This window comes from Neobacillus sp. BF23-41 (genome assembly GCF_041106275.1).
The window spans coordinates 21,137-46,705 of sequence record NZ_JBGBPR010000030.1 but is presented as its reverse complement, the minus strand read 5'-3'; the positions used below and the strand labels follow the sequence as shown (position 1 = coordinate 46,705).

General features: G+C 37.9%; 26 protein-coding genes, 1 pseudogene and 2 riboswitches. Of the genes and pseudogenes, 22 read left to right on the top strand and 5 right to left on the bottom strand.

All coding sequences use genetic code 11. The features are described 5' to 3' along the window. From AB7942_RS26370 to AB7942_RS26360, 3 genes and pseudogenes are all read left to right on the top strand, one after another. Nucleotides 1-272 (top strand): annotated as a pseudogene (locus AB7942_RS26370) (IS110 family transposase); the annotation flags it as partial. A gap of 826 nt (nt 273-1,098) precedes the next feature. After that, the gene (locus AB7942_RS26365; protein ID WP_369449156.1) at nt 1,099-1,515 is read left to right on the top strand and encodes a VOC family protein; all 417 of its coding nucleotides are present in this window, start codon (nt 1,099-1,101) and stop codon (nt 1,513-1,515) included. Between the two features lie 420 nt (nt 1,516-1,935). Further along, on the top strand, nt 1,936-2,124 hold the full coding sequence (locus tag AB7942_RS26360) for a hypothetical protein (protein WP_369449155.1): 189 nt from the start codon (nt 1,936-1,938) through the stop codon (nt 2,122-2,124). A 982-nt stretch (nt 2,125-3,106) separates the two neighbouring features. Here the strand turns inward: AB7942_RS26360 and AB7942_RS26355 are convergent. After that, nucleotides 3,107-3,568 carry a hypothetical protein gene (locus AB7942_RS26355; protein ID WP_369449154.1) on the bottom strand — a complete coding sequence of 154 codons (462 nt, stop codon included), beginning with the start codon at nt 3,566-3,568 and terminating at the stop codon, nt 3,107-3,109. Between the two features lie 406 nt (nt 3,569-3,974). Between AB7942_RS26355 and AB7942_RS26350 the strand changes: the two genes are divergently transcribed. The 5 genes from AB7942_RS26350 (at nt 3,975) to AB7942_RS26330 (ending at nt 7,220) form a co-directional block, all read left to right on the top strand. After that, entirely contained in the window at nt 3,975-4,406 is a 432-nt protein-coding gene (locus AB7942_RS26350; RefSeq protein WP_369449153.1) for a hypothetical protein, read from the top strand. A 264-nt stretch (nt 4,407-4,670) separates the two neighbouring features. Continuing rightward, entirely contained in the window at nt 4,671-5,258 is a 588-nt protein-coding gene (locus tag AB7942_RS26345) for a DUF5105 domain-containing protein (protein ID WP_369449152.1), read from the top strand. Between the two features lie 404 nt (nt 5,259-5,662). Beyond that, nucleotides 5,663-5,941: an ArsR/SmtB family transcription factor gene (locus AB7942_RS26340; protein WP_369449151.1), complete on the top strand. Its 279-nt coding sequence runs from the start codon at nt 5,663-5,665 to the stop codon at nt 5,939-5,941. A gap of 84 nt (nt 5,942-6,025) precedes the next feature. Next, nucleotides 6,026-6,409 (top strand): VOC family protein, encoded by a 384-nt coding sequence (locus tag AB7942_RS26335; RefSeq protein ID WP_369449150.1) that lies wholly within the window; start codon nt 6,026-6,028, stop codon nt 6,407-6,409. A gap of 355 nt (nt 6,410-6,764) precedes the next feature. Beyond that, entirely contained in the window at nt 6,765-7,220 is a 456-nt protein-coding gene (locus AB7942_RS26330) for a GNAT family N-acetyltransferase (protein WP_369449157.1), read from the top strand. A gap of 147 nt (nt 7,221-7,367) precedes the next feature. Here the strand turns inward: AB7942_RS26330 and AB7942_RS26325 are convergent, their stop codons facing one another. Next, entirely contained in the window at nt 7,368-7,922 is a 555-nt protein-coding gene (locus AB7942_RS26325) for a helix-turn-helix domain-containing protein (protein ID WP_098934721.1), read from the bottom strand. 117 nt (nt 7,923-8,039) lie between these two features. On the opposite strand from AB7942_RS26325, the gene AB7942_RS26320 reads away from it, so the two are divergent. After that, complete coding sequence (locus tag AB7942_RS26320; protein ID WP_369449149.1) at nt 8,040-8,630, top strand: LysE family transporter; 591 nt, start codon at nt 8,040-8,042, stop codon at nt 8,628-8,630. A 268-nt stretch (nt 8,631-8,898) separates the two neighbouring features. Beyond that, on the top strand, nt 8,899-9,897 hold the full coding sequence (locus AB7942_RS26315; protein ID WP_369449148.1) for a DUF3231 family protein: 999 nt from the start codon (nt 8,899-8,901) through the stop codon (nt 9,895-9,897). 350 nt (nt 9,898-10,247) lie between these two features. On the opposite strand, the gene AB7942_RS26310 is transcribed toward AB7942_RS26315, so the two are convergent. Continuing rightward, on the bottom strand, nt 10,248-10,604 hold the full coding sequence (locus tag AB7942_RS26310; RefSeq protein ID WP_369449147.1) for a hypothetical protein: 357 nt from the start codon (nt 10,602-10,604) through the stop codon (nt 10,248-10,250). A 342-nt stretch (nt 10,605-10,946) separates the two neighbouring features. On the opposite strand from AB7942_RS26310, the gene AB7942_RS26305 reads away from it, so the two are divergent. The 5 genes from AB7942_RS26305 to AB7942_RS26285 all read left to right on the top strand — a co-directional run bounded on the left by AB7942_RS26305 (nt 10,947) and on the right by AB7942_RS26285 (nt 16,297). Continuing rightward, nucleotides 10,947-11,195, top strand: coding sequence for a GNAT family N-acetyltransferase (locus tag AB7942_RS26305; protein WP_369449146.1), 249 nt, complete (start codon nt 10,947-10,949; stop codon nt 11,193-11,195). 196 nt (nt 11,196-11,391) lie between these two features. Next, nucleotides 11,392-12,162: a M15 family metallopeptidase gene (locus tag AB7942_RS26300; RefSeq protein ID WP_369449145.1), complete on the top strand. Its 771-nt coding sequence runs from the start codon at nt 11,392-11,394 to the stop codon at nt 12,160-12,162. A gap of 341 nt (nt 12,163-12,503) precedes the next feature. After that, nucleotides 12,504-13,670 (top strand): phosphoribosylglycinamide formyltransferase 2, encoded by a 1,167-nt coding sequence (gene purT / locus AB7942_RS26295; protein WP_369449144.1) that lies wholly within the window; start codon nt 12,504-12,506, stop codon nt 13,668-13,670. Nucleotides 13,671-13,728: 58 nt separating this feature from the next. After that, nucleotides 13,729-15,000: an L-lactate MFS transporter gene (locus AB7942_RS26290; RefSeq protein ID WP_369449143.1), complete on the top strand. Its 1,272-nt coding sequence runs from the start codon at nt 13,729-13,731 to the stop codon at nt 14,998-15,000. 364 nt (nt 15,001-15,364) lie between these two features. Beyond that, complete coding sequence (locus tag AB7942_RS26285) at nt 15,365-16,297, top strand: VCBS repeat-containing protein (RefSeq protein WP_369449142.1); 933 nt, start codon at nt 15,365-15,367, stop codon at nt 16,295-16,297. Nucleotides 16,298-16,513: 216 nt separating this feature from the next. On the opposite strand, the gene AB7942_RS26280 is transcribed toward AB7942_RS26285, so the two are convergent. Continuing rightward, nucleotides 16,514-17,008, bottom strand: coding sequence for an undecaprenyl-diphosphatase (locus AB7942_RS26280; protein WP_369449141.1), 495 nt, complete (start codon nt 17,006-17,008; stop codon nt 16,514-16,516). Between the two features lie 6 nt (nt 17,009-17,014). Beyond that, nucleotides 17,015-17,800 carry an alpha/beta fold hydrolase gene (locus tag AB7942_RS26275; RefSeq protein WP_369449140.1) on the bottom strand — a complete coding sequence of 262 codons (786 nt, stop codon included), beginning with the start codon at nt 17,798-17,800 and terminating at the stop codon, nt 17,015-17,017. Nucleotides 17,801-18,084: 284 nt separating this feature from the next. Beyond that, nucleotides 18,085-18,273: riboswitch (cobalamin riboswitch) on the top strand. 177 nt (nt 18,274-18,450) lie between these two features. Further along, nucleotides 18,451-18,628, top strand: a riboswitch (cobalamin riboswitch). Nucleotides 18,629-18,755: 127 nt separating this feature from the next. On the opposite strand from AB7942_RS26275, the gene AB7942_RS26270 reads away from it, so the two are divergent. The 7 genes from AB7942_RS26270 to cbiE all read left to right on the top strand — a co-directional run bounded on the left by AB7942_RS26270 (nt 18,756) and on the right by cbiE (nt 25,569). Further along, entirely contained in the window at nt 18,756-19,139 is a 384-nt protein-coding gene (locus tag AB7942_RS26270; RefSeq protein WP_369449139.1) for a (2Fe-2S) ferredoxin domain-containing protein, read from the top strand. A 53-nt stretch (nt 19,140-19,192) separates the two neighbouring features. Further along, nucleotides 19,193-20,818 carry a precorrin-3B C(17)-methyltransferase gene (gene cobJ, locus AB7942_RS26265; RefSeq protein WP_369449138.1) on the top strand — a complete coding sequence of 542 codons (1,626 nt, stop codon included), beginning with the start codon at nt 19,193-19,195 and terminating at the stop codon, nt 20,816-20,818. A gap of 63 nt (nt 20,819-20,881) precedes the next feature. Then, on the top strand, nt 20,882-21,811 hold the full coding sequence (locus AB7942_RS26260) for a sirohydrochlorin chelatase (RefSeq protein ID WP_369449137.1): 930 nt from the start codon (nt 20,882-20,884) through the stop codon (nt 21,809-21,811). After that, complete coding sequence (cobK, locus tag AB7942_RS26255; protein WP_369449136.1) at nt 21,808-22,605, top strand: precorrin-6A reductase; 798 nt, start codon at nt 21,808-21,810, stop codon at nt 22,603-22,605. Before AB7942_RS26260 ends, cobK begins: the two co-directional genes overlap by 4 nt. Before the next feature lie 17 nt (nt 22,606-22,622). Continuing rightward, the gene (locus AB7942_RS26250) at nt 22,623-23,270 is read left to right on the top strand and encodes a precorrin-8X methylmutase (RefSeq protein WP_369449135.1); all 648 of its coding nucleotides are present in this window, start codon (nt 22,623-22,625) and stop codon (nt 23,268-23,270) included. 3 nt (nt 23,271-23,273) lie between these two features. Next, nucleotides 23,274-24,377, top strand: coding sequence for a cobalt-precorrin-5B (C(1))-methyltransferase (locus AB7942_RS26245; protein WP_369449134.1), 1,104 nt, complete (start codon nt 23,274-23,276; stop codon nt 24,375-24,377). After that, a complete protein-coding gene (cbiE, locus tag AB7942_RS26240) occupies nt 24,364-25,569 on the top strand; it encodes a precorrin-6y C5,15-methyltransferase (decarboxylating) subunit CbiE (protein WP_369449133.1) in 1,206 nt (401 codons plus the stop codon). Before AB7942_RS26245 ends, cbiE begins: the two co-directional genes overlap by 14 nt.

Below are 25,569 nucleotides of genomic sequence, written 5' to 3'. Positions count from 1 at the left end.
CAAAGAGGGGACGTAAGAAATTGAGGGCCCTGTTGTTTAGGGTCTGTATGATTCTAGTTGCACAAAATTCAGCATTTAAAGCATTACACGCTTACTATACTCAACGACCTGATAATCCATTAAAGAAGATGCAGTCCCTTATTGCTTTATGTAATAAACTGATCCGTATTTTCTTTAGCATAGGTAAAAAGCAGTTTGATTTTAGTGAAGAAAAGATGTTAAAGGATATTCCTCATTTGTCAGCATCAAAGAAGGTAGAAATGGCAGCTTAATTCTCTTTTATATTAGATAAATTAGTAGTTGTGTGTTTTGTAGGACGGGTACATTTGAAGCACGGATTAGTCGGCAAAGCAACTAAATTACGGGCAGGACCCTGTGGGGCAGCATGGCTGACATCCACTTCATAGAAAGGTTGGACGAAGGAATTTGAGAGCGAAGACTCTGTGAGGCATGGGAGGGTTGACCACCATGAGAAATGTGGACATCCACCAGTGTGATCATATTTTTACTCATTTACCAATTTGTGTAAGTAATTGAGTAGTGGGTTATGAGTCTTTTTTCTTCTTGAGTCCAATTATATCCTTTCGAGTGATATTTACCCACCTAAAAAGCAATTACTAGTAAATAAACTACTATGAAAATCTAAGAAAAACAAAGAAATCGTGAGATTTCGCTTTCTTTATTGAGGGAGGATAGTTGAAGAATAGTCTTTAGCTCTTATTCAACAATCGGGCCATTTACAGGAATAAGATATGTGCATAATAAAATAAAGAAAAAATGTTATAAGAAATATGTGGTGATTATATAAATAAAAGGGCAAGATATTTTAATGTGGTGCTTCCATACACATGAAACATGTGGTATTGTTAAGAACAAACGTTCTGAATAATGATTACATATGTTAAAAAATGAAGTTTGTTTTATGATTGCTGAAACGAACCATTAGTAAATTAGATTTTTGATACTGTTTTTTCAGCAATCGGGCTATTTTTAATGAAATAAAGTACTTAAAGAAAAGTGAGTTATTTAGTGACATTTAATGAAAAACTTAATTGACATGGCATTCTTGCCAGTAATTTTCACAGGAGGTAATAAAAAATGGCATTCACATCCAAAAATATCTTTATCAATTTATCAGTAAAAGACGTGAACAAGTCCACCAATTTTTTCAAAGAGCTAGGTTTTGAGTTCAACCCACAATTCTCCGATGAGACCTCATCTTGTATGATCATCAGTGACAATATCTTTGCTATGATAATGATTGAAGAACGTTTCAAAGGATTTAGTAAGAAGGAAATTGTGGATACTACTACTTCTGCCGAAGCAATTCTCTGCTTTTCAGCTGAAAGTCGGGATCAAGTGGATGAGATAGTAAATAAGGCATTGTCATCTGGTGGTAAATCTTTTAGTGAGCCTCAAGATCATGGATTTATGTATATATGGGGTTTTCAGGATTTAGACGGTCATTTATGGGAAGTTGCTTATATGGATGAAAGTGCAATTAATCAAGAATAAACTTGAAGTTTTAAAGTCAAATCAAGTTTAATATTCTAAGGGATGATGCCTTAAAAGGCATCATCTTTTTATTTATCTTTTATCAGATTAGAAATATGTGAAGTAATGGACTTTGGTAAAGGCGGCTTGACTTGAATAAGATATATGCAATGATCTTCAACAATCGGGCGCTTTTCTTTAATATGAAGGCGTCTTTTTGTAATGCTCTAACACACATTTAAGATTTTAGATATTGTTAGGGAAAAGAAAAGATTGTGAAGATTTCTACTTAAACTATAGGGTGCAAGAGTTGAAGAGTGAGTTGCAGCAGCAGCTCTTTTTTCTTGTTGATCGACTAACGGGCAGGTTAGTTTAACAAGTAAATAGTAAAATAGAGAAGTGTAGAACCTAAGCGGAAAGAGAAATATGGAGTGGTAAAAAATGAAAATAAAAAAAGTTCGTGGGTTAAAAACCAAAATCAGAAAGTTTTATAAGGACTTTGAAGAAGAGACTAAGGTTTTTCCAACTGATTTTGAAGAGTATTTTGAGTTTAACAAATGGGTGCTACGGCGGCTCTTTTTTTGTTCCACTAACGGTGCAGTTTCGTTGAAGAACAGGAGGAAAATATAATTTTTTTTAATGTCGTGATTGACATCTATTGTGCACATTTTAAAGTGGTCTATTTAGTAATAATTAAAGAAAACTTTACGACTTTTTAATCTAAACTAAATAAATAAAGGCTAGAATTATCGTAGGAACCAGATGTAATATCTGAAAAAAAATTAAGGAAAGACAAATATTATTCGTAATGGAAGGATGATATTTATCTATATTTCCTATAGAAACTTTCAAGGCGGAATTAATAATTTGGTGGTAGTAAAAAGCAATGGAGTGGTTACAACAAGTTTAAAAGATAAGGAAACAGCTATAAGAACCCATAAAAGAAAATTAAAACGATTAAAGGCTAAACAAAAGTGAACAAAACGAACATAAAGTGTAAAAGAAGAAAAGGAGCTTGTTGCACTAACGGGGAAGGTTAGTGGAACAAGAAACTTAATCCAATAAACGGATAAGGAGTTAAATATGATTTATTGGATTTAGAATTTATACTTAGTGGTTTGATATACTGAACATATGAACAGCTCAATAAGATAAGGAGTTTTTTATGTGGATATTTTTGAGATTAAAAGCATAGTTAAAGACTTACCAGAACGGGAAGTAAGGTCATACTTGCAACTTATTCTTTTTAGGATAGGAATGTTGGAGGAAAGTGAATATTCTTTTGGTTATTAGCAAAATCTTTACAAAAACAGCCAAAATATAAAAGACGGTTGGTTCAACTTTATTTTCCAAGTAAATTACAACAATAAAGTAGAAAAGTATTATATACCGAAACTCTGGATAGACAATGATTCAAACAACCTCGTAATTTATTAAGGATAATCACTTTTAATGTTATTGAATTAACGGGTGCAAGAGTTAAAGAACAGGGCTGTCATTATGGCAGCCTTTTCTATTTATTGATTCCGAACTATAGGTAGCTTGAAAAAAGGGGACACAAAGTGCTCCATTTCAACTGTTTGCCTTTGACATGGATAATATAAGTGTCCTGCTATAAACCAAATCTCATAAGCACCATAAAGACAAAGAGTATGAGCATGGCGAACAATTCAGTCATGATTAACATTTTGATTCGGGAAAATTGTTTTGCGAATTCCGGTGTACCTGGTGTAAGACTTTTAAGTTTGCGCTCTGCGGGATTGATAACACCTGCTCCCCAATACATGAGTACGCCGGTAATTACTATCGAAGCGATCCAAGTCCACCCATATGGCGTTGATAGTTTATATAAGATTCCAGTATAGATTCCAAGGGTAATTCCAGAGAGAAGCGTAAAGAAACTTACAGGAATCATGGCTTTGCTAGCGCGTTTTCCCAGTGGTTCCATTACCGCTGCTTGATTCTGTGGATCAAGGCTTGTAATCGTTGGCATCAGGACGAAATCTGCAAATAAAACGGAACCGAGCCAGAAAACACCACACAATACATGAATCCCTACCAATAACATCAACATTAGCAGTTCACCTCCAAAGGTTGAAATTGACCATGAATACATAGTACTGATGGAATTTAGGGCTATATACTCAGGTTTCTTCATTCTATGCGGTGAATCTAAGACTGATGTTGACTTATTTTTAAATAGAAACATAAAAAAATAGAAATTAAGTCCGGCTTCAATAAGCTTGAAACCCATCTATTTGAACGCACAGGTCCGATGCTTTATGAGTTATCACATATATCTAGTTCTATTAACTAAACAGATTGGGAAGAATTGTACTTAAAGTAACTGGGCTTTACTTCAATAGGGGTAAGGCATTTTCTTATTCACGTAACTGTGCAGTATAGTTCAATAAGAAAACGACTTTTTAATTGAATAATTTGATATGATTATCTCAAATAGTTTATTTGGAGGAAAAACTTTGGAACATCTACGAATTACTAAGAAAAAAGTATTGAAATGCCTTCTAACTGTTGGAGTAGTTGTTTTATTTTTTGTTATTTTTTATACAACTATTCTAAAAATGCCAATAAGTTGGTCAGGCGCTTGGGTGGGAATAGAAGCTGAACCAGGCTATATCCCTTTTGAGTATAGTAAGAGTTATATGACTACTTCTTCCTGCGGTAAGAGGTGCGATAAACTAAAATTACATTACATATCAAAAAAAGCCGAGCTTGTAATAACTGCTACAGATTATGTAAGTTGGTATAATGATCCCAAATGGGATAAAAAAAACAAAATTAAAGGAACAAAATATTTTTATAAAGAAAAAAACGGTATGCAATACTTAGATTGGGAAGAAGAAAAAGAAGAGTTAGAATTAACTGTTGAATATAAAGTGAAAGCAAATTAGCTAAATCAGAAATTGTAAAAATTGCAAATTCTATTAAAGCTGAGGGCAAGTTATTAAACTAACCGGTGCGTTAGTTCATTAAGTAATCTCATTTTTAAAGGGATATTAGAATAAACTTAGACCTAGTCCTGAGGTATTAACTGGATATACGTGTTAGATAAAAATAGATAAATAAATAAATTAAAAATTCCTGTTATCTAATAAGGTATAAGATAAAATAGAAAGATTTCATTAACAACATTAGAGTAGAAGAAGGAGAACATCATGAAAAAATTTGTCTTTTTATTTGCAATGATCATTATTATAGTAAGTTTAATAGGTTGGAATGGTAGTAGCAGTTCACCACAGAAAACTACTAATGAATTCTTACAAAGTATTCAAAAAGGGAAATGGAAAAGTGCATCTAATTATATTGAAAATCCAGATGCAAAAGAGTATTTCCTTGGAGAAACTCATCAAAAATATAATCGTATTTTATTTGAAAAGATGGCATATAAAACAGGGGAAATACAAAAAGATGCAAAAAAAGCAACGATAGATTTAAAGATTACAACAATTGACACACGTAAAGCTCAAGATAAAGCATTTGAAAAAATAAAGAAGGAGATCTTAGAAAAAGATTCCAATGATGGTGATGGTTCCTATGTAGTTGATACGATACCTTATGTAATAAAAATCGCTAAAAATCCTTCAGCTAAAAAAGTGACGTTACCAGTGAAAATAAAATTAGTAAAAGTAGGAGATGCATGGAAAGTAGATTTAACTGAAGATTTTATGGATGCATTAACTGGTATATATGAACGCGACGGTGACGAATCTTTGAAAATGGAGAGAATCAGTCCATCGAACTAAAGGATTGTATATAAAAAAGTTCTTTACTAAAATATTTAGTTCAAAAAAGTTTCTTCCTCAGAAGAATCTTTCACTTTTATAATAAACTAACGGGCTGTAGTGGAATAACCGGGATTGCGGCGGTGACCCCTTTTTGTTATTAAACTAACGAACAGGTAAGCTGAATAAGAGAGATGTAAATCTATCTCACTTTAAGTAGTTATTACGAGGGAAGTAGAAATTATCAATGGGTATGACATACGAAGATTGTAAAAAAGTTCTTAGAAATATGGAAGAAAGACTTAATTATCACAAAAAACTACTATTATGTGCCTTTAATGGTTGGATGATACGGTTCCTTTATCACGCAACCATTCAGTTGCTTATACTTAACAAGCAACCATAGAGTTGCTTATACTCGATTTATGAATTGGGACAGAGATGCTATATTCAAAGCTCTTGGCGACTCGACTCGGCGACTAATATTAGACGAACTTTCCGAACGCAACGAGCAGACGTTGTATGAACTTACGGTACGTCTCATTACGATGCACGACCTTTCCATTACGCGGCAGGCGATAGCTAAACATCTTTCTGTACTGGAAGATGCAGGGCTCGTAAAATCAAAACGAAAGGGAAAATATCGAGTAGTTATATTTAACAACGAACCACTTAAAAATTTGCTAAAAGGATGGATAGAGTAATTTATTTAAAAACTTCTGATGAATGTAGGGGTTTTTCTGCTTGGAGAGCACCAATGTGGTAAATATCAAAGGAGGCAAAACATTATGAAAATCATTGTTACAAGTATATTCGTACAAGACCAAGACAAGGCACTGGAATTTTATTCAGAAAAGCTGGGATTTGTAAAAAAGCATGACGTTCCCATGGGGAAATTTAGGTGGATTACGCTTGTTTCTCCCGATGCTCATGACGGTACCGAGCTTTTACTCGAACCGAATGAGCATCCTGCCGCAAAGGAGTATCAAAAGAAGATATTTGCCGAGGGCATCCCAGCAACAATGTTTGGCGTTGCAGATATTCATAAAGAGTACAATCGATTATTGGATAACGGCGTGAAGTTTACTATGGAGCCGACAAAAATGGGCGAAGTCACAATAGCTGTCTTCGACGATACTTGCGGCAACCTTATTCAGATATTGCAGCAGTAACTTTATGTAGAAATAGATGTAACCTAGTTCTAAACGACTTTATTGGAATGTTTTAAGTTGGGTGAAGTGTTTTTATCAACAACTAAACAACTTTATGTTAACCCTGTCCTAATTTTAGACGGGGTTATATTTGTTTAAGGTTTAAAGATAAATGACATTGTTCTCATTCTGCAAAAGAAATGTGCCATTGTGAATAAGTTCACTTAAACTAATGGGTGCAAGAGTTGATGATCCAGCTGCCATTTTGGGCGGCTATTCTTATTGAGCTAATTGGCAGTTTAGTTGAACAAAATTTAAATCTGTAGTTTAATTTATTGCAGAACATTCAAAAAAATTGGGGGGGCTTAATTTGGAAATGTGGATTAATAAAGGATTTTCAATTTCTACAAATAAAGAGTATTTAGATTTAACATTAATACATACCTTCTTGAGTCAAGAAGCCTACTGGTCAAAGGGGATACCCAAGCAAATAGTAAAAAAGGCAATTGAAAATTCTCCGTTATGTTTTGGAGTTTATAAAGGTGAAGTAGGTAAAGACGTTATTGAACAAGTTGGTTTTGCAAGGGTAATTTCTGATTTAGCAACTTATGCCTATCTAAGTGATGTGTTTATATTGCCAGATTATCGGAAATTAGGGTTATCAAAATGGTTAATGGGTATTATCACAAACCATTCCGAATTACAGGGAGTTCGTAGATTTATGTTAGCTACTAATGATGCACATTCATTATATAACCTATACGGTTTTGAACAGATTGTTAATCCAGAACTATTTATGCAAAAGGTACTTAAAAATCCATATCAACAATAAAAACTCTTCTAACGATTGCAAGAGATCAAGATCCAGCTGCCATTAGCGGCTTTTCTTGTTTCACTTACGGGGCAGTTTAGTTTAATAACGCATTGTTATATTAGTGAATAATACAATGGTAAAACCCCGTTTTAATTAAACGGGGTTTTAATTTGGATAGTATAAAACCATACTTAATCGAGTTAATGTTTCTCCAGAATTATGATAAGTATGAGGTCTATCAGCCTTGAATCTAATAGAATCGCCTTTTTTCACTGTATATTCAACGTCATTTACTCGGACAGTTAATTCACCATCATAAATAGTTAAAAATTCCTCAGTTCCTTCCCTGTGCGAATCAGCACTTAGGAACCCACCTTTTTCAATCTCAACAGAATATACTTCAAAACGTCTATCATCTTCAAAGGGAAAGTATGGGTAAAGCCGATATTTCCCTTTATCCTCCACAAGAGTTTGAACCTCGCTCATTGAAATAACTTTTGTATCTGGCTGCGGATTATTGATTAAAGAAGTAAAAGAAATTTTTAATCCATTTGCTATTTTCCAGATAGTAGTAATAGTAGGACTGGATTCACCTCTTTCAATTTGACCAATCATTGTTTTACTTACACCAGTAACCTCTGCAACCTTTTCAAGGCTTAATTTTTTACTTTCTCTATATGCTTTTAAGTTTTTGGCAATGATTTGATTTATTTCTTCCATAAAAACACTCCTAAAATTAATTATTTACAATATAACGTACGTATCGTACAATATAAAGGAAATCGTTATATTGTCTATTTCGAACATTATAACATACAATCAAAGGAGGGTTCCATTTTGGCTTTATTATCATTTTTGTTATATGTCTTTGTTACTGCTTTTACCCCAGGTCCAAATAATATTATGGCAATGTTAGTTGCTAACAAATACGGATTAAAAAAGACAATTAGATTTTCGTTAGGGGTTGGTTCAGGTTTCTTTGTACTAATATTATTGTGTGCTTATTTTGGTCTTTTGCTTAAAAGCTTCATTCCAAAAGTTAAATTTATAATGACTATTCTAGGTGTAATCTATATGTTGTATCTGGCTATAAAAATTATTACAAGTAAGAATGATGGTAATCACAATGATGGGGACAAGAATAACAGTTTTTTAACAGGTATGCTTTTACAATTCATAAATCCGAAAGGTATTTTATATGGCATAACTACAATATCAACCTTTGTCCTTCCATATCACACTTCAAATGTCAGCTTAATATTCTATTCATTCTTTCTAGCTTTTGTTGGTTTTTTAGGTACTTACTCTTGGGGTGTGTTTGGTTCAATTTTCCGAAAGTTCTTATCAAAGTATAATACTCAGTTTAATATAGTTATGGCTTTATTATTGATGTTTAGTGCAATTTCGATACTTTTGGAATCGAGATAATGTAACGGGTGCGATGCTTTAAAAAGGCATCTGAACAACAAAATGAATACAAAGTTTATACTTTAATATCATTACCTCATTCTTTATTTACTTGGTGCGTTTCTACATAAGTGGAAACGTTTTTTTACTAACGGGGCAGGTTAGTACAATAAGGAGTCGATTTTTTTATGTAGTTATTGGAGTTTTAATTAACAATGATAAGTAGGAATATTAATCCTATGTAAGGGAGAACTTAAAAATATTCTTTAAAAATGGAGTGATTTTCTAAATGAGTTCTCCAGAAAGTGTCAAACTTACTTCGTCAGAAATGGCTTCCTTGTGGACTGAATATATTAGTCACACACACAATAGTTGTATATTGCAATACTTTATTGCAAAAGCCGAAGATTTAGAAGTATTGGATGTTTTGAAAAAGACCTATCAAATTGTAGAACATCTTAAGGACAATACTAAACAGATATTACAGTCAGAAAATGTTCCAATTCCAATAGGGTTTGGTAGTCAGGATGTAGATGTTAATGCCCCACGACTATTTTCAGACTCCTTTTTTTTAAAGTACATAAAGAATTTATCCAGAGTAATGGTAGTATCTTGTGGTTTAATGTTTACGTTGTCTACTCGTAAAGATATTAGAGAACATTTTAAGAAAGGTCTATCAGAATCAACAACAGTTTTTGATGATGTTAGTGATGTATTGTTAGATAAAGGGTTATATACAAGACCTCCATTCATTGAACCACCAAAGAAAACGGACTTTATTGAAGATAAAGATTATCTAAATGGTATTAATTTGTTGGGAAACCAAAGATATTTAAATGCAGTTGAAATTTCTCATTTATATGGAAACATTGAAGCGAATGTAATAGGTAAAGCGATAGCTAAAGGTTTCGGACAAACAGCAGATTCTAAAGAAGTTCGTGAATTTATGCAAAAATCAGCAGATTTAGCCGAAAAAATTATTAATGAGCATACTCAATTTTTAACAGGTAGTGACCTTCCTGCCCCTATGCCATCAGAGTCACAAGTTTTTAGCTCCTTGCACCCTCCGTTTTCCGATAAATTGATGATGTATCAAATTACTATTTTATCGGCAGCTGGAATTTCTGATTATGCTACGTCATTAGCTACTAGTCAGAGGAATGATTTAAAAAGACATTACTTGGATTTGTTAGGGGATACTTCAAAATTAGCAAAAAAAGCTGAAGCTTTAATGGTTGAAAATAAATGGAAAGAGCAGCCACCTCAGCAAGAAAAAATAAAATGTTAAAGATAAACCACCAGTGTTATAACTTTAAACTTTCACTGTCTGTATAGCAGACAGTTTTTATTTTTAGCAGCGGCTTACTACAGTTAGTTATGAAAATAAAACAAGAGTTTGTGAGAGTTTGCACTTAAACTAACGCGTGCAAGAGTTTAAGATCGGGCTGTCATTGAGGCAGCTTTTCTTATTGTACTAATGAAGCAGGTTAATTCAACAAGGAAAGTCTTATTTTTTCGCATTGAACCATATTGTGAAGGAGCAAAATAAAGTCTCAAAAAATAATCAAAGTACCCTTGTGGGGGTACTCTGGTATTGGTTGAAATAATAGTATTAGTGACCGAGAAAAAATAAACACTTTATTTAAACGAATAATTAAATAAGCCGAAATATAAAGGTCCAACTAAGAAAATTAATGTAATTCCGATAATTACTAGTTTAATGGATTGAGGTGTATCATCGTCACCTTCAACCTCTTCATTGAACTTTTTGAAACTAAAATAAACATCCCATAACAAACTAATTACAAATACAAATTTCCATACAAGAGGAGTAAGAATCTGTGTATTAGTAACATAACCAAATAAACCTATCCAAGTAATTACGGAAAATAGAAAATCTAATATACCAAGAGTTTTTTTATAGCCAGTTATGAGTATTGCAATAGCGGCAATTGCTAAAATTACTAAGTAGCAATACCAAAGAATATCTATCATAATTTTTCTGTTCTCTCCCTTGAATTTATTGATTTCATTATAAATCAAATTAAATATGAATAACATTAATACGTATTTCGAGGGAAATGTGCAATTGAAGAGAAGGTGCTTGTTCAACTAACGGGTGCTTGAGTTGAAGAACGTAAGGAGTTGCTTTGGCAGCTCTTTTTTTATTTCTTCTTCAACTAACGGAGCAGTATTATTGAATAAGGATAATGTTATAGATAAAGGAAAATGAATATTGTATGTGATGTTTTGTCAGCGTATACTACCACTATTTTAAAAAAGGGAGAAGATTTAATGATTTTTTAACCTATTACAGAAAAATCTCTAGAAACAGCATTGGAAATAGTTAATTCAAATCCAACTTATAACATTTTAGAAAATGGAAATCCTTTAAGGTCGATAAAAGAAGTAAGTAGTGAATTTCTTACCCAAATTAAACAACAAAATTTCAATACTGTTCGTATTGGTGTATTACAAAAAAATTTGAATGCGATAGAGTTTTGGAAATCATTGGGGTTTAAGTTTTATGCTAATAGTACTTGGAGAGGTAAAGGTGTTGACTGTTTTGAGAAACATTTAATGTAGCATTATTGAACAAAGTGCTTAACAAGATTGTGTAGTATTGTACTTAAACTATTGGGGTGCAATAGTTGAAAACGGAGCTGTCATCGAGGCAACTTCTTTTTTTTGAACTAACGGCACGGATTCTTCAAAAATTTCCAAGATTAAACCTGCTTTTAATAAGACATTATAAAAGTAACCTTAAAGGAGGTTATGATACGTGATTAAGAAAAACATCAGTGTCCTTTTGATGTTATTTTTAATAATTAGTCTTACTGGATGCAACAAAAAATCAAATGAATCATCTTCACCTAAGACGCCCAAAATAAATCAAATGAACATATCGAATCCAACCGATAAAAACCTTAATAAAAAACGGAAAACAAGAATAAGCGCTGTGGCCTTAACTCCCTATCCATCTTCGGTAGCAACCGTTGTAAATAAAAAATATTATTTACCTGTTACTTATGTACCGAAGAATTTAGTATTTCCGGAAGTACCTTTTCTATTCAAAGAAAAAATTGAAAAACGTAAAATGAGATGGGAAGCGGCTAAAAGTTTGGAAAAGATGTTTGCTGCCGCAAAAAAAGATGGAATTTATTTAAGTGGGGTATCTGCGTATCGTTCTTATTCTACACAAAAAGTATTGTTTAACAATTATGTTAAGAGAGATGGATTTGAAAAAGCGGTAACATACAGTGCGATTCCGGGCACAAGTGAGCATCAAACAGGTTTAGCGATTGATGTAAGCGGAACAGACGGAATATGTGCAGTTTCGTCCTGTTTCGGAAACAGAAAAGAAGCGAATTGGTTGAGTAAAAACAGTGCGAATTATGGGTTTATTGTTCGTTACCCAAAAGGAAAAGAATCCATTACGGGTTATAAACATGAACCGTGGCATCTTCGTTACGTTGGTAACATTTCGAAACCAATTAATTATCGCGGGATTACACTTGAAGAATATTTAGGTGTTAAATCCGTTTCCAAATAAGAAAAAAGCGGTTCTCCAAATACAGAGAATCGCTTTCTTTCGTATGAATAAGACCTTGTCCTTTTGCCTTTAATAACAAAGAATATGATGTGCGAAAGACGACGAGGACGCTGATTCGTTAGCAGGTGTACATAAAAACAACACACAAAGCAGTGAAGAATAAACAAATATAAATAATACAAGTACATATGTTAAAAAATAGTAACGCTTTCAAGAAAAATGACGAATGAAACTAATGAAATCATTAAATAATGTTCGTGTTTAATGTGAAATTATCACTTGAACGAAGTGTAAATATGGGTTAATATAAGCAAAAGACAAACAATAAGGGGTTGTGTAAGGTGTTTGGTACCCAGACAAAAAAAGTGTTGTTACTAGGTTCTGGTGAGCTTGGTAAAGAGACGATCATCGAGGCTCAGCGTTTAGGACTTGAGACCATAGCTGTAGACAGATATGAAAACGCGCCGGCAATGCAGGTGGCCCATCGTTCCTATGTGGTGGACATGCTGGATGGAGAAGAACTTCGCAGAGTGATAGAACAAGAGAAGCCGGATATGGTAGTCCCTGAAATTGAGGCGATCGCAACAGAAACATTAATTGATCTTGAAAATGAAGGATTTCGTATTGTACCGACGGCTAAAGCTGTGAACTTGACCATGGATAGGGAAGGAATCCGACGCTTGGCAAGCGAGGAACTGGGGCTCCCTACAGCGAAATATGCTTTTGCGAACACATTAGAGGAATTAAGGGATGCTGTAGAAGAAATTGGGATTCCATGCGTGATTAAACCAATCATGAGTTCATCTGGAAAAGGGCAAACTGTTTGCCGTTCGATCGAGGATGTAGAATGGTCTTGGAACGAGGCTATTTTAGGTGGAAGAGCCAAAAAAACTCGGGTGATTGTCGAGGAATTTATCCATTTTGAATCGGAAATTACACTACTAACAGTCCGTTCCATTTCAGGAACAACCTACTGTGCACCAATAGGACATGTTCAAAAAGATGGTGATTATATTGAATCCTGGCAGCCGCATGACATGTCAACGGAACAAATCGCAAAAGCGCAGGATATCGCCAAAAAAATCACTGATGCTCTTGGCGGGTACGGACTTTTTGGAGTTGAATTATTTCTTTCTCCACAAGGTGTTTATTTTAGTGAAGTGTCGCCACGGCCTCACGATACGGGGATGGTTACAATGGTAACGCAAGACCTATCCGAATTTGCCTTACATGTAAGAGCAATTTTAGGCTACCCGATTCCATCTGTTCAGCTATTGAAACCTGGTGCAAGTCATACGATTAAAGCAACGACGGAAAGCAATATCTACCAAATAGCTGGAATTTCTGAAAGCTTATCCATCCCAGATACACAGGTAAGGGTTTTTGGAAAACCAGAAACAAAAGTAGGACGACGTATGGCAGTAGCGTTGAGCAGCGGAGAATCAGTCGAAGAGGCAAGGCAGCGAGCCGCACTAGCAGCTTCCAAAATGATCGTTACTCACGAGTAAGTACGATTTGAAATCAACTCACAGCTGGGAAATACAACTTGAAAAAGGGGACGGAAGGATGCAAACAAAAAATCGTTGGCTGATCGCTCTTTCAGCCGTTGGAATTCATATTTCAATTGGTTCAGTTTATGCCTGGAGTGTTTTTACAAAACCGCTGCAAGAACAAATGGGGTGGGGATTGAAGCAAATTTCGTTTACGTTTAGCTTGGCGATTCTATTTTTAGGTTTATCTGCCGCTTTTTTAGGGCACTTTGTCGAGAAGTTTGGACCGAGAGCGGCTGGTACACTTAGCTCTCTGTTTTTTGGAATTGGAATTGCTGGGGCTGGTTTAGCCATTCATTTAGAATCATTGCTATTACTCTATTTATTTTACGGTATGATTGCAGGAATTGGGTTGGGGGTTGGATACATCACACCTGTTTCCACGCTGGTAAAGTGGTTCCCTGACAGGAGAGGTCTCGCAACTGGACTGGCCATCATGGGATTTGGTTTTGCTTCATTGATAATCAGTCCGATTATGAATCATTTAATCGAAACATATGGCATTTCAAACACTTTCTATATTCTTGGTTTTGCGTACTTCATTATCATCTTTTGTTCTGCACAGTATCTTGCGCCGCCAAAAGAGGGATGGGTCCCTAAGGGCCTAGAAGCTGCAGCCAAAAAGTCCGGTACTAAAAAAATTAAAGAGGACCTTCGTCAGTTGACCGCCAATGAGGCAGTCAGAACAAGACAGTTTTGGGCCCTGTGGGTGATGCTTTTCATCAATATTACCTGTGGAATCGCGATTCTTTCTGTTGCCTCTCCAATGGCTCAAGAGTTAGCAGGGATGTCGGCTGCCGGAGCAGCGGCAATGGTTGGAATCATGGGGTTATTTAACGGATCAGGAAGGATTGCTTGGGCTACCATTTCCGACTACATCGGAAGGCCGAATGTTTACACACTATTTTTTGCTTTTCAAATCGTTGCCTTTTTTATGCTTCCAAATATAGCAGTGGGAATTCTTTTTTCGATCCTTGTTTATATGATCATGACCTGTTATGGAGGAGGATTCGCCTCTATACCTGCCTATATCGGCGATTTATTTGGAACAAAGCAGCTTGGGGCCATTCATGGCTATATTTTAACTGCATGGGCTGCAGCTGGTCTAGTGGGACCAATTTTTGTATCCTGGGTCAGGGAGACCACGGGAAGTTATCAGGGGACTTTAGTCATTTTTTCAGGGATATTTGTCATAGCTCTAGCCGTTTCACTCCTCATTCGTCTAGATATTAGAAAATTAAGGACGAAGAGCGAAAATCCTATCATTAAAAAAGCAGGTAATTTTTAACGTTCAAATCGGTTTTCCGTGTTAATCACTTAAAGAATTGATTAAATAGAACAAGGGGCTGTTCAAAAAGTCGGGTACTTAACTTTTTGGGCAGCCCCTTAACATTTTATCGAGCTAGGATTTCAAGCAATCTGGTTGAACGGTGGAGACATTTCTCCTATAGACTTGTTAGGTGATAAAACTGATTCTAGATGAACATAACGAAAAAAGCAGGTAATGGGTGTTAATAGCTCAGGTAGGCTGCTTTTTTTATATGAAAAAATGGAACCTACGAGACGATAACCCATGTAGACCGGTTCTTGGAATGCTCCTGTGAATTCGTACATAAATCTATAGGGAGAATAATTAGACAGGTGGGTTGTAAATGGACACCAATGACTTCAATAAAGAGCTTCATCACTATTACGCAAAAATACGTGAGACGAATCATCCCTATTATTGGTACTGTTTGGCTAAAACGCAGGCAAGAGCCGGATTAACAAATGAAGCACAGCAAACAATTGATATGGCTTTGTCCTTTCCCAATCCTTATCCTTCAAAGCATAAACTTTTTGAAATACGGGCGGGACTGCAATCTGCTGATACAAGACAACTTCATACCAATAGTCCAACAGTTTTAACGGTAAAGAGGGGTGATATTGACGCAGATGGGATAAAGGATAATGTCTTTCTAACTGCCAATAAAACCCCTGATAGTCCATTTTGGAAAGATATCACTTTGGTAATCCAAAATGGAAGAACACATCATTATGAATACATCCGTTTTAAAAATAACTCTGGATACAATCCAACCCTGTTTCTTGGTAATTTTACAGGCAAAAAAGGCGATGATATATTAGTGGTCATCGATACCGGAGGAAGTGCAGGCACAATATATGCGTATGTCTTTTCTTATATCAACGGTCAAATAAAGCAGATTTTTGATTCGGATGCATTCAATGATTCCTATAAGTACGATGTGACATATGAAAATCAATACAAAGCAAAGGTAATCAGTTATCATCTCAGAGAAAAGTATATTCTTGACCTTACTTATAAGGGGAAGGAATATTTATCGGAAATCTATAACCCCCAAGGTATTTTAAAGGCTCCTATTAATGGGTGGGTGAATCCCTTGTCTGGTTTATACCCGATTGATTTTAACAGGGATAATAGATACGAACTCGAAGCGTATCAAAGGATAGCTGGCAGGTACAATGCGGACAGTCTGGGATATGTACAAACCGTATTGAAATGGAATGGTCAGGCGTTTGGTCCTGACAGACAGACGGTGGCCACCTTTGGTGGGGAGATGTAACAATTGGACCTTTCCGAGATGAGTGTTTTAAAGAAATTGCGATTGAATGGTATCGGGGAAAAAAATAGACTTTATTGAATAGAAAAGACAGGAGGTGATTACTAATACAAAAGGCAATCACCTTTTCTTATTGAACTAAACCAGCTGATCGTTTGTTAACATTTTTCAATAAAAAATCATAATACCTCATAGGCAGTGCAATTTTCTTAAGCGTTTTCATTGCCATTTCCTTTGTAATAATTTATGAATAATCGCACTTGTAAAAGAGCCTAATACAGCACTTCCTGCAATGTCAGAAGGATAATGATGTCCTAGCCAAATTCGTGACAATCCCGTTAAAAAAGAAAACCCCAACATAATAGATCCAAGGATGCGTTGACTAAACAGGACTATTGTCGAAACGGCGAAAGTTATTAGAGTATGTTTACTTGGAAAGGACGAATCGAATTTAGAAGGGGTAAGTATACCTACTCTCCCTTCAATGAATGGGCGGGGCTTAAAATAAAATAACTTAATTATAAAATGCAAGAATAACGAAATCATGATAGACACTACTGCTTCAATAGTTACATTCCTTTTTTTAAAAAGCAAAATCACTAAAATAATAAAGAAAACAAATTTCATCTTTTTGGAAATAAGTATCATTAATTTATCTATTATTAAATGTCGTCCGGAAAGCAAATTTATTAAATGAAATAATTTAACATCCAAGCTTATTCACCCCTGTTTTTCTGGAAGGTTTTGGATAAAGTGATAAATAACATGATTCAATTTACTTGCTGCCTTTGTTGGGACCTGATGTTTAATGCCTTCAACAAAGGTTATTTCATTTTGAGGTAGTTTCGTATGTAGTTGTTGTGCATAACGATAAAATGTTTTATCTTTTCCACCATAAATGAGGGAAATTGGCATAGTAATGTTCTCTAGTTGATCGGAAATGTTATAGTTCAAACTGTAATCATAGTATTGCAAGATGTTTCTAACATCACCTTTTTTAGCTTCTAGAAACATTTTGTCGAACAACTCTTTTGTATTTGAATTGCTATTGGATACTGACCGAGCTAAAGCAGGCAATGCCCCAATCTTTGCAAGGTTTTTAGCAAGGCGTATTCTGTTTTTTAGACGCCAGTCACTTACCTCAGACATTCCACTAATAATGATTCCACCTAAAGCACGCCCTTTTGATGTTGATAACAAAAATTCCAATAGGATGGATGCCCCTGCTGAATATCCACATAAAAAGGCTTGCTTAATATCCAAATGGTCCATTAGTTTTTTTATATCCTCAACGATTAATGGATAGGTAACAGGCTTTCTTGAAAAAGGACTCCTTCCATGTCCTCGTATATCAAAGGTGATAACCTGAAAATAACGAGATAGTCCTTCTAACTGGTATATGAAATTTATTGAAGTTAGAACGGGCGGATGAATAAATATGATTGGAATCCCTTTACCTTTAACAGTGTAGTAAAGGGTACTCTCATCAACTTCGAGGATTGGCATTTTATCACCTCAAATTAATATTACCTTGATTTGCTTTCATTTATTATTTGGTTCATTTTGTTGAATCATACAAAAAAGGCTTGGTCTCACCAGCATTTTTAGAACTTTTAAATTGTGTCATCATTTTTAATAGGTATAATAATATTCTTATTAAAAAAAGCCAGACAAGATCGATCCTCGGAGGTGACCAACATGGATTATAAAATAAGGGAATTAAAAAAGCACTTGAAATATTCTATTTGTTAGACTAGTATAATTATTATCTCTTAAAATTACATATGAATTTGTTAACAATTGGTTAAGATGCCTTAGGGCTTAATAGGGAATCTGGTGAAAGGCCAGAACTGTCCCCGCAACTGTAAGTGTGGACGAAATAGACAAACCACTGGACCGTTTATTTATTGACGATTCGGGAAGGGTCTAAAGTAGGAAGAAACACAAGTCAGGAGACCTGTCTTAGCTTTTTAAGTTTCGATTTCTTCGGGGGTTGAGAAGATGGAACGTTTGGACAAAAAGGATTATTTATTAACTTTCTTTGTGCTGACGTTTTATCCGTTCAACTAATGTTGAACGGATTTTTTCGTTTGGATGATTCTAAATCATTTTTAATTCTCATAGTTTAGCTTTAGAAGGAACAAGCCTTTTTAACAATTGAATAGATTAGGATAGGTGCACGAATTTGTGCTTAATAGGGAAGTACGGTTTAAATCCGTCACGGTACCCGCCACTGTATGGGGAGTTCATTGCAGATGTCACTGAAGGAATTCGGGAAGACGCAATGGAATGATGAACCTAAGTCAGGAGACCTGCCTTTACCTAATAACTTCATTCAACCTACGGGAACATAGGTAGAAGTGCTGAACATACATCGCTATTTTTTTGTGTGTATATATTCTGCACCCCTATGTCCATAGGGGTGCTTTTTTTACGTAAAAAACGAAAAGGAGAGTGTGACATGACTACTTGGAATTTACAAGGGACGAAACACCATGTTTTCATTTGCAACGGCAGCAGCTGTATGAGAAAGGGAGGGGAGGAAGCGACACAAGCGATTCGGAATGAAATCACCAATTTAAACTTAGATTCACTCGTACATACAACAAGAACGAGATGCAATGGGAGATGTAAGGACGCTCCCGTTGCTATCGTTTATCCAGACGGGACCTGGTATAAAAACGTGACGCCAGAAGTGGGGACTACGATTGTAAGGCGTCATCTGGCGGAAGGTCATTGTCTTCAGGAGAATGCGATCTATCAATATTCCGAAGAAGGATTCATCCAGCCAGAAGGGTCGGAATGCATCGAAGGAGTACAAAAAGCTGTTACAGAAAAAGTTTAACAGCGGATAGTAGCTGGATTCTAGTTTGAAATTTTGGAAGGTGGCGTAATAGTGTGAAAGGCAAATTATTAGTTATTGGTTTTGGCCCCGGAGATGAAAAACATATCACTGGACGGGCAAAAGAAGCCATCGAAGAAAGTGATATCATCATCGGCTACAAAACCTACGTTGATCTAATCAAGGGATTAATAGCTGGAAAACAAATCATTAGTACAGGAATGACAGAAGAAGTGAGCCGGGCCCAGGAGGCAGTGAAACAGGCCGAACTCGGTTACACGGTAGCCGTCATTTCGAGCGGTGATGCCGGTGTATATGGAATGGCAGGACTGGTTTACGAAGTGCTAATCGAAAAAGGCTGGAAAAAAGACTCAGGGGTAGAAGTGGAGGTGGTCCCTGGCATTTCTGCCATCAACTCCTGTGCTGCTTTATTAGGCGCGCCGGTCATGCATGATGCCTGTACGATCAGCTTAAGTGACCATTTGACACCTTGGAGCATAATCGAGAAACGAATCGAAGCGGCCGCTCAAGCTGATTTTGTGATTGCTTTATATAATCCAAAAAGCGGGAGAAGAACACGGCAGATCATGGAAGCTCAAAAAATTCTACTAAAATATCGCTCGCCAGAAACCCCTGTTGGATTGGTAAAGAGTGCTTACCGTGATAGTCAAAAGATCGTCTTAACCAATTTACAAGAGATGCTCGAACATGAAATTGGTATGTTAACCACCGTTTTAATTGGCAACTCTTCCACATTTTTCTACGACGGCTTGATCATCACCCCGCGCGGTTATCAGCGGAAGTATACATTAAATCAGGCAATACAGCCGTTGAAACCGCATCAGCGTTTGCAAAAGGAAGCCGAACCATGGGCACTGGAGCAAACGGAAGATGTAACACCGGTGAACAAGAAACTAGTCACCCCAACCTCAGTGAAAGAGTCGCCAAGAGAGCTGGCTGAGGAAGCCTTGCAAATGATCCTTGGTGAGAACGATGGACTAACCCAAGGTTTATTGGTGAAGCAAGACTTTCAATCTATTTTTGAGGTAGCGGTCAGCCCTGGGGTCGCCAATAAAAAATTTACCGCGACTCAGATGGTCATTCTTTCTGAAATTGTCGGAGAAGAAGGTGTCATGGAATACACACAAGACCATTATATGAAGCTGCAAATTTTAACCTCTAAGCCTGATGAGATGGTTGAAAAACTAACGGCGGCCAACTTTTTGATTGCTCCTGTTGGCGACGTATTAACCGTAAAAGCCTGTGATTTTTGTGACGGAGAAAAGAAGGATTCCATTCCATATGCAGAGGAACTACATGAAAAGCTTGGCGGAATGGAACTTCCTAAGGAATTAAAACTGGGTGTAAATGGCTGCGGTATGGCCTGCTACGGAGCTGTAAAAGAGGATATTGGCATTGTTTACCGAAAAGGAGCGTTTGATTTATTTCTAGGGGCAAAGGTAGCCGGAAGAACGGCACATCCCGGCCAAATCGTAGCGGAAGGAATCGCACCGGACCAAATTGTCGGGGTCATAGAGGGGATTGTTCAAGAGTACAAACAAAAGGCCTATCCAAATGAACGGTTCTATAAATTTTTTAAACGGGCCAAAGAGGTTCAAGGTTTTGTGTACCAGGATATCACACCAAACCTTAAAATCGAAGCGGCTGTTTGCGGGGAGTAAAGGGGAGACGTCTAGCGGTCAATTGGTAGGTTAGGCATTTACAAACAAAGGGGAGGAAATATTTTGAAAGCAATTTTATTCGTGGGGCATGGGAGCAGGGATCAAGAGGGAAATCAGCAGGTTCGCGAGTTCATCCGTGAGATGAGAAAGACTTGGGACGATTCTTTCCTGGTGGAGACGTGCTTTTTAGAATTTGAACGACCAACCGTTAATCAAGGAATCGATCTGTGTGTGGAGAAAGGGGCCGACCATATTGTCGTGATTCCAATCATGCTATTACAAGCAGGACACTCCAAAATTCATATTCCAGCAGCTATTGATGAGGCAAAGAATAAATATCCACTTGTTCAATTTACTTATGGCCGGCCAATTGGTGTTCATGAGGAAACATTTGAAATTCTAAAAACGAGATTAATGGAAATTGGCGAGAATTTAGAATCCATCGAAGACGATACGGCTGTCCTTTTGCTAGGACGGGGCGGAAGCGATCCCGATGCGAATAGTGATTTATATAAAATTGCTAGATTACTATGGGAAAAAACAAACTATAAAATCGTCGAGCCTGCTTTTATGGGGGTGACCAATCCCCTTGTGAACGAAGGAATTGAGCGCTGTATTAAGCTTGGAGCAAAAAAAGTGGTAATCCTGCCTTACTTTCTATTCACCGGCATCCTGATTAAACGGTTAGAAGATATGATGGTTCCTATTCAAAATCAATATTCCGCGGTTGAATTTCAGTTGGCTGACTATTTTGGTTATCATCCAAAATTACAGACGATTTTAATCGATCGGGTGGAAGAAGCCCTCCGTGATGAGGTGAAGATGAACTGCGATACCTGCCAGTACCGTCTCAATGTGATGGAACATATCGATCATCACCACCACCATGATCATGACCATGATCATCATCACGGCCATGTCCATCATGACCATGACCACGACCATCATCATGATCACGAACATGCAGTGCAAAAGGCAGGAGATAGAGGATGATTTTCGTATTAGCCGGTACAAGTGATGCACGAGCCCTTGCTTTAGAAATAAAAAAGGAGGGCTTCGATCTCTTGGCCTCCGTTGTCACAGAAAATGCAGCGGTTGAATTAAGGGAGTCAGGGATACCTGTTCAAGTAGGAAGATTAACGGATGAAGACATGGTGGGGGTGATTGACACAAAAGGGATTCTAGCGGTTGTCGATGCCAGTCATCCGTTTGCGGAAGAAGCTTCGAAAAACGCAATCAAGGCGGCCCAAACGGCGGGAATCCCCTATATCCGGTATGAACGGGAGTCACAAACTTTTCAATATGACAACATGACAGTCATCGAAAGCTACGAGGAAGCAGCGGAGCTTGCATTGGCCAAAAAAGGCGTGGTGATGTTGACGACCGGCAGCAAGACGCTTCAAATTTTCACAGAAAAACTATTAGGAAACCCGGACATCCGCTTGATCGCCAGGATGTTGCCTCGTGTGGATAATATGGAAAAATGTGAGCAGCTAGGGCTGCCGCAGAAAAATATTGTTGCGATCCAGGGACCATTTTCAAAAGAGTTCGACAAAGCCCTATATAGGCAATATGGCGTGACCTTAATGGTGACGAAAGAGAGCGGGAAAGTCGGATCGGTCGATGAAAAGGTGGAAGCGGCCAAGGAACTGGGGATTGAGGTCATCCTTATTGGCCGCCCTAAACTGAATTATGGCACCGTCTATGCTAATTTTACCGATGTCATCGCAGAATTACATAAAAAGATTGGTTCCACACCAACCGTCACAACAGAACAATCATTTTAAATACAGGAGTGAGAGAAATGGATTTTCGTACCGAATTTAAACCGTTAACCGTCCAACCGGAACAGATCGAAGGAAGAAGTTTTGAAATGATTAATGAAGAAATTGGGGAGCACCCGTTTACCGAGGAGCAATATCCGATTGTCCAGCGGATCATCCATGCATCTGCTGATTTTGAACTCGGGAATAGCGTCCTCTTCCATCCTGACGCTATTCAGTCCGGCATCCGCGCGATTCGGAGCGGGAAAATGGTAGTTGCCGATGTTCAAATGATTCAAAGCGGGGCTAATAAAGCGCGAATTGAAAAGTACGGCGGAGAAATCAAGGTCTATATTTCTGACCCGGATGTGGTACAAGAAGCCAAACGGTTAAATACCACACGGGCAATTATTTCGATGCGAAAAGCGATCAAAGAAGCGGACGGTGGCATTTTTGCCATCGGGAACGCCCCAACCGCCTTACTCGAACTCATCCGCCTGATTAAAGAAGGAGAAGCGAAACCTGGTCTTGTCATTGGTCTGCCAGTTGGGTTTGTTTCCGCCGCTGAGTCAAAAGAAGAATTAGCCAAGCTCGATATCCCATTCATCACCAATATTGGCAGGAAAGGCGGCAGTACCGTGACCGTTGCCGCATTAAATGCCATTTCCATTATGGCTGAACGGGGATAACCTATGCAGGAAGTACCAAAAGGAAAGCTGCGGGAAGGATATACGACAGGGGCCTGTGCAACGGCGACAACAAAAGCGGCACTAACGGCATTAATAACTGGTGAGCCGCAAACAGAATCGATCATTTACTTGCCCGTCAAGCGGTTTGCAACCTTTCAGATAGAAAGCTGTGAGGTGACGGAACAAACGGTTACCGCCAGTACGATTAAAGACGCGGGGGATGACCCGGATGCCACCCACGGGGCCTTAATAGTTTCCACCGTATCATGGATCGATGAACCAGGTATTTTCCTTGACGGGGGAATTGGAGTTGGCCGGGTCACAAAGGACGGATTGCCCGTTCCTGTTGGCGAGGCCGCGATTAACCCCGTTCCCCGCAGGATGATCCGTGAGACAGCCGAAGGTGTATTAAAAGAATTCGGGATTACAAGAGGAATAAAGATCGTCATTTCCGTACCAGCCGGTGAAGAAATCGCCAAAAAAACACTCAATGGACGCTTAGGAATCATTGGCGGGATTTCTATCCTCGGAACCCGCGGGATTGTCGTTCCTTTTTCCACAGCCGCTTATAAGGCCAGCATCATCCAGGCTATTAGTGTTGCCCGGGCCAGTGGCTGCGAGCACGTTGTCATTACAACAGGCGGGAGGAGCGAGAAAAATGCCATAAAGCAATTCCCCGAGCTGTCTGAGGAAGCTTTTATCGAAATGGGTGACTTTGTCGGGTTCACCCTTAAACAATGCAAGAAGCAAGGGGTAAAAAGAGTGTCGATGGTCGGCATGATGGGGAAATTCTCAAAGGTAGCAATGGGGATCATGATGGTCCACTCGAAAAGCGCCCCGGTAGATTTTAATTTTTTAGCGGAGGTGGCAAGTCGTACCGGTGCTGATGCCGCCCTGGTCGAGGAAATTCGAACGGCCAATACGGCATCACAGGTTGGCGATATGATGACAGCACAGGGCCATCTTTCCTTTTTCGAAATGCTAAGCGACCATTGCTGCCTTGCTGCGTTAAAGGAAGTCGATGGCGGGATCGATATAGATACGACCCTTTATACCATGAAGGGGGAATTGTTAGGAAAGGTGGTGCGAAAGAATGGCATCAATTAAAATGATCGGCATTGGAGACGAAGGGAAAGTCAGCCTGCTCCCTATGTACGAAAAGTGGATTTATGAAAGTGAACTATTAATAGGAGGAAAGAGACAGCTTTCTTTTTTTCCTGAATTCGCCGGCGAAAAAATCGCGATTGAAGGCGGGATTTCTTCACTCGTCGAACGGTTGCAGTCGGAGACGAGAAACGTAGTGATTCTAGCATCTGGAGACCCGTTGTTCTATGGAATTGGAAGCTATTTATCTTCTAAAATCGATTTGGACTTTTATCCTTATTTAAGTTCGATCCAGCTTGCTTTTGCCAGAATGAAAGAAAGATGGCAGGATGCTTATTTTACCAGCGTTCACGGCAGGAGTATAAAAGGGCTGGCACAGCGAGTGGATGGAAAAAAAACGGTCGCAATCTTAACCGACACAGAAAATTCCCCAAATAAAATCGCTCAGTATTTGCTTTCCTTTGGCATGACTGAATATGAGGCGTTTGTGGGAGAGAACCTTGGCAGTGACAAGGAACGATGCCGCTGGTTTACCCTTGCTGAAATGAAGGATGAAGACTTTTCACCGCTCAATGTGGTGATTCTCAAGAAAAAGGGGGAAAGCCCGCATTGGCCGATCGGCATTGACGATGCGGAGTTTTTTCAGCGCAAACCGGATAAGGGCTTAATTACCAAAAAGGAAATTCGCACACTAAGCATTAGTGCCCTAAGGTTAAAGGAAGACAGCACGGTTTGGGATATTGGGACATGCACAGGTTCTGTTGCGATCGAGGCAGCGAAAATCGCCAGTGAAGGACAAGTGTTTGCCATCGAAAAGAACGAGGGCGACCTGGAAAACTGTAAGCAAAATTTAGCCAAGTTCCGTGTGGATGCCACCCTCGTTCACGGGAAAGCACCAGAGGGATTAGATACCTTCCCAGATCCGGATGCGGTTTTTATTGGCGGGACGGCAGGCGGGATGGAAGACATTTTGGATATTTGCTGCAGCCGCTTGAAAGCGTGTGGACGCATTGTCTTAAATGCCGTCACGATTGAAAATCTTTCAGAAGCGATGCTTGCGTTTAAAGAGCGGGGATATGAGACGAACATCACTCTTGCGCAAATATCCAGAAGTAAGCCCATTTTGAATCTGACAAGATTTGATGCATTAAATCCGATTTACATAATAGAAGCATGGCGCAAGGAAGGGGAGTAA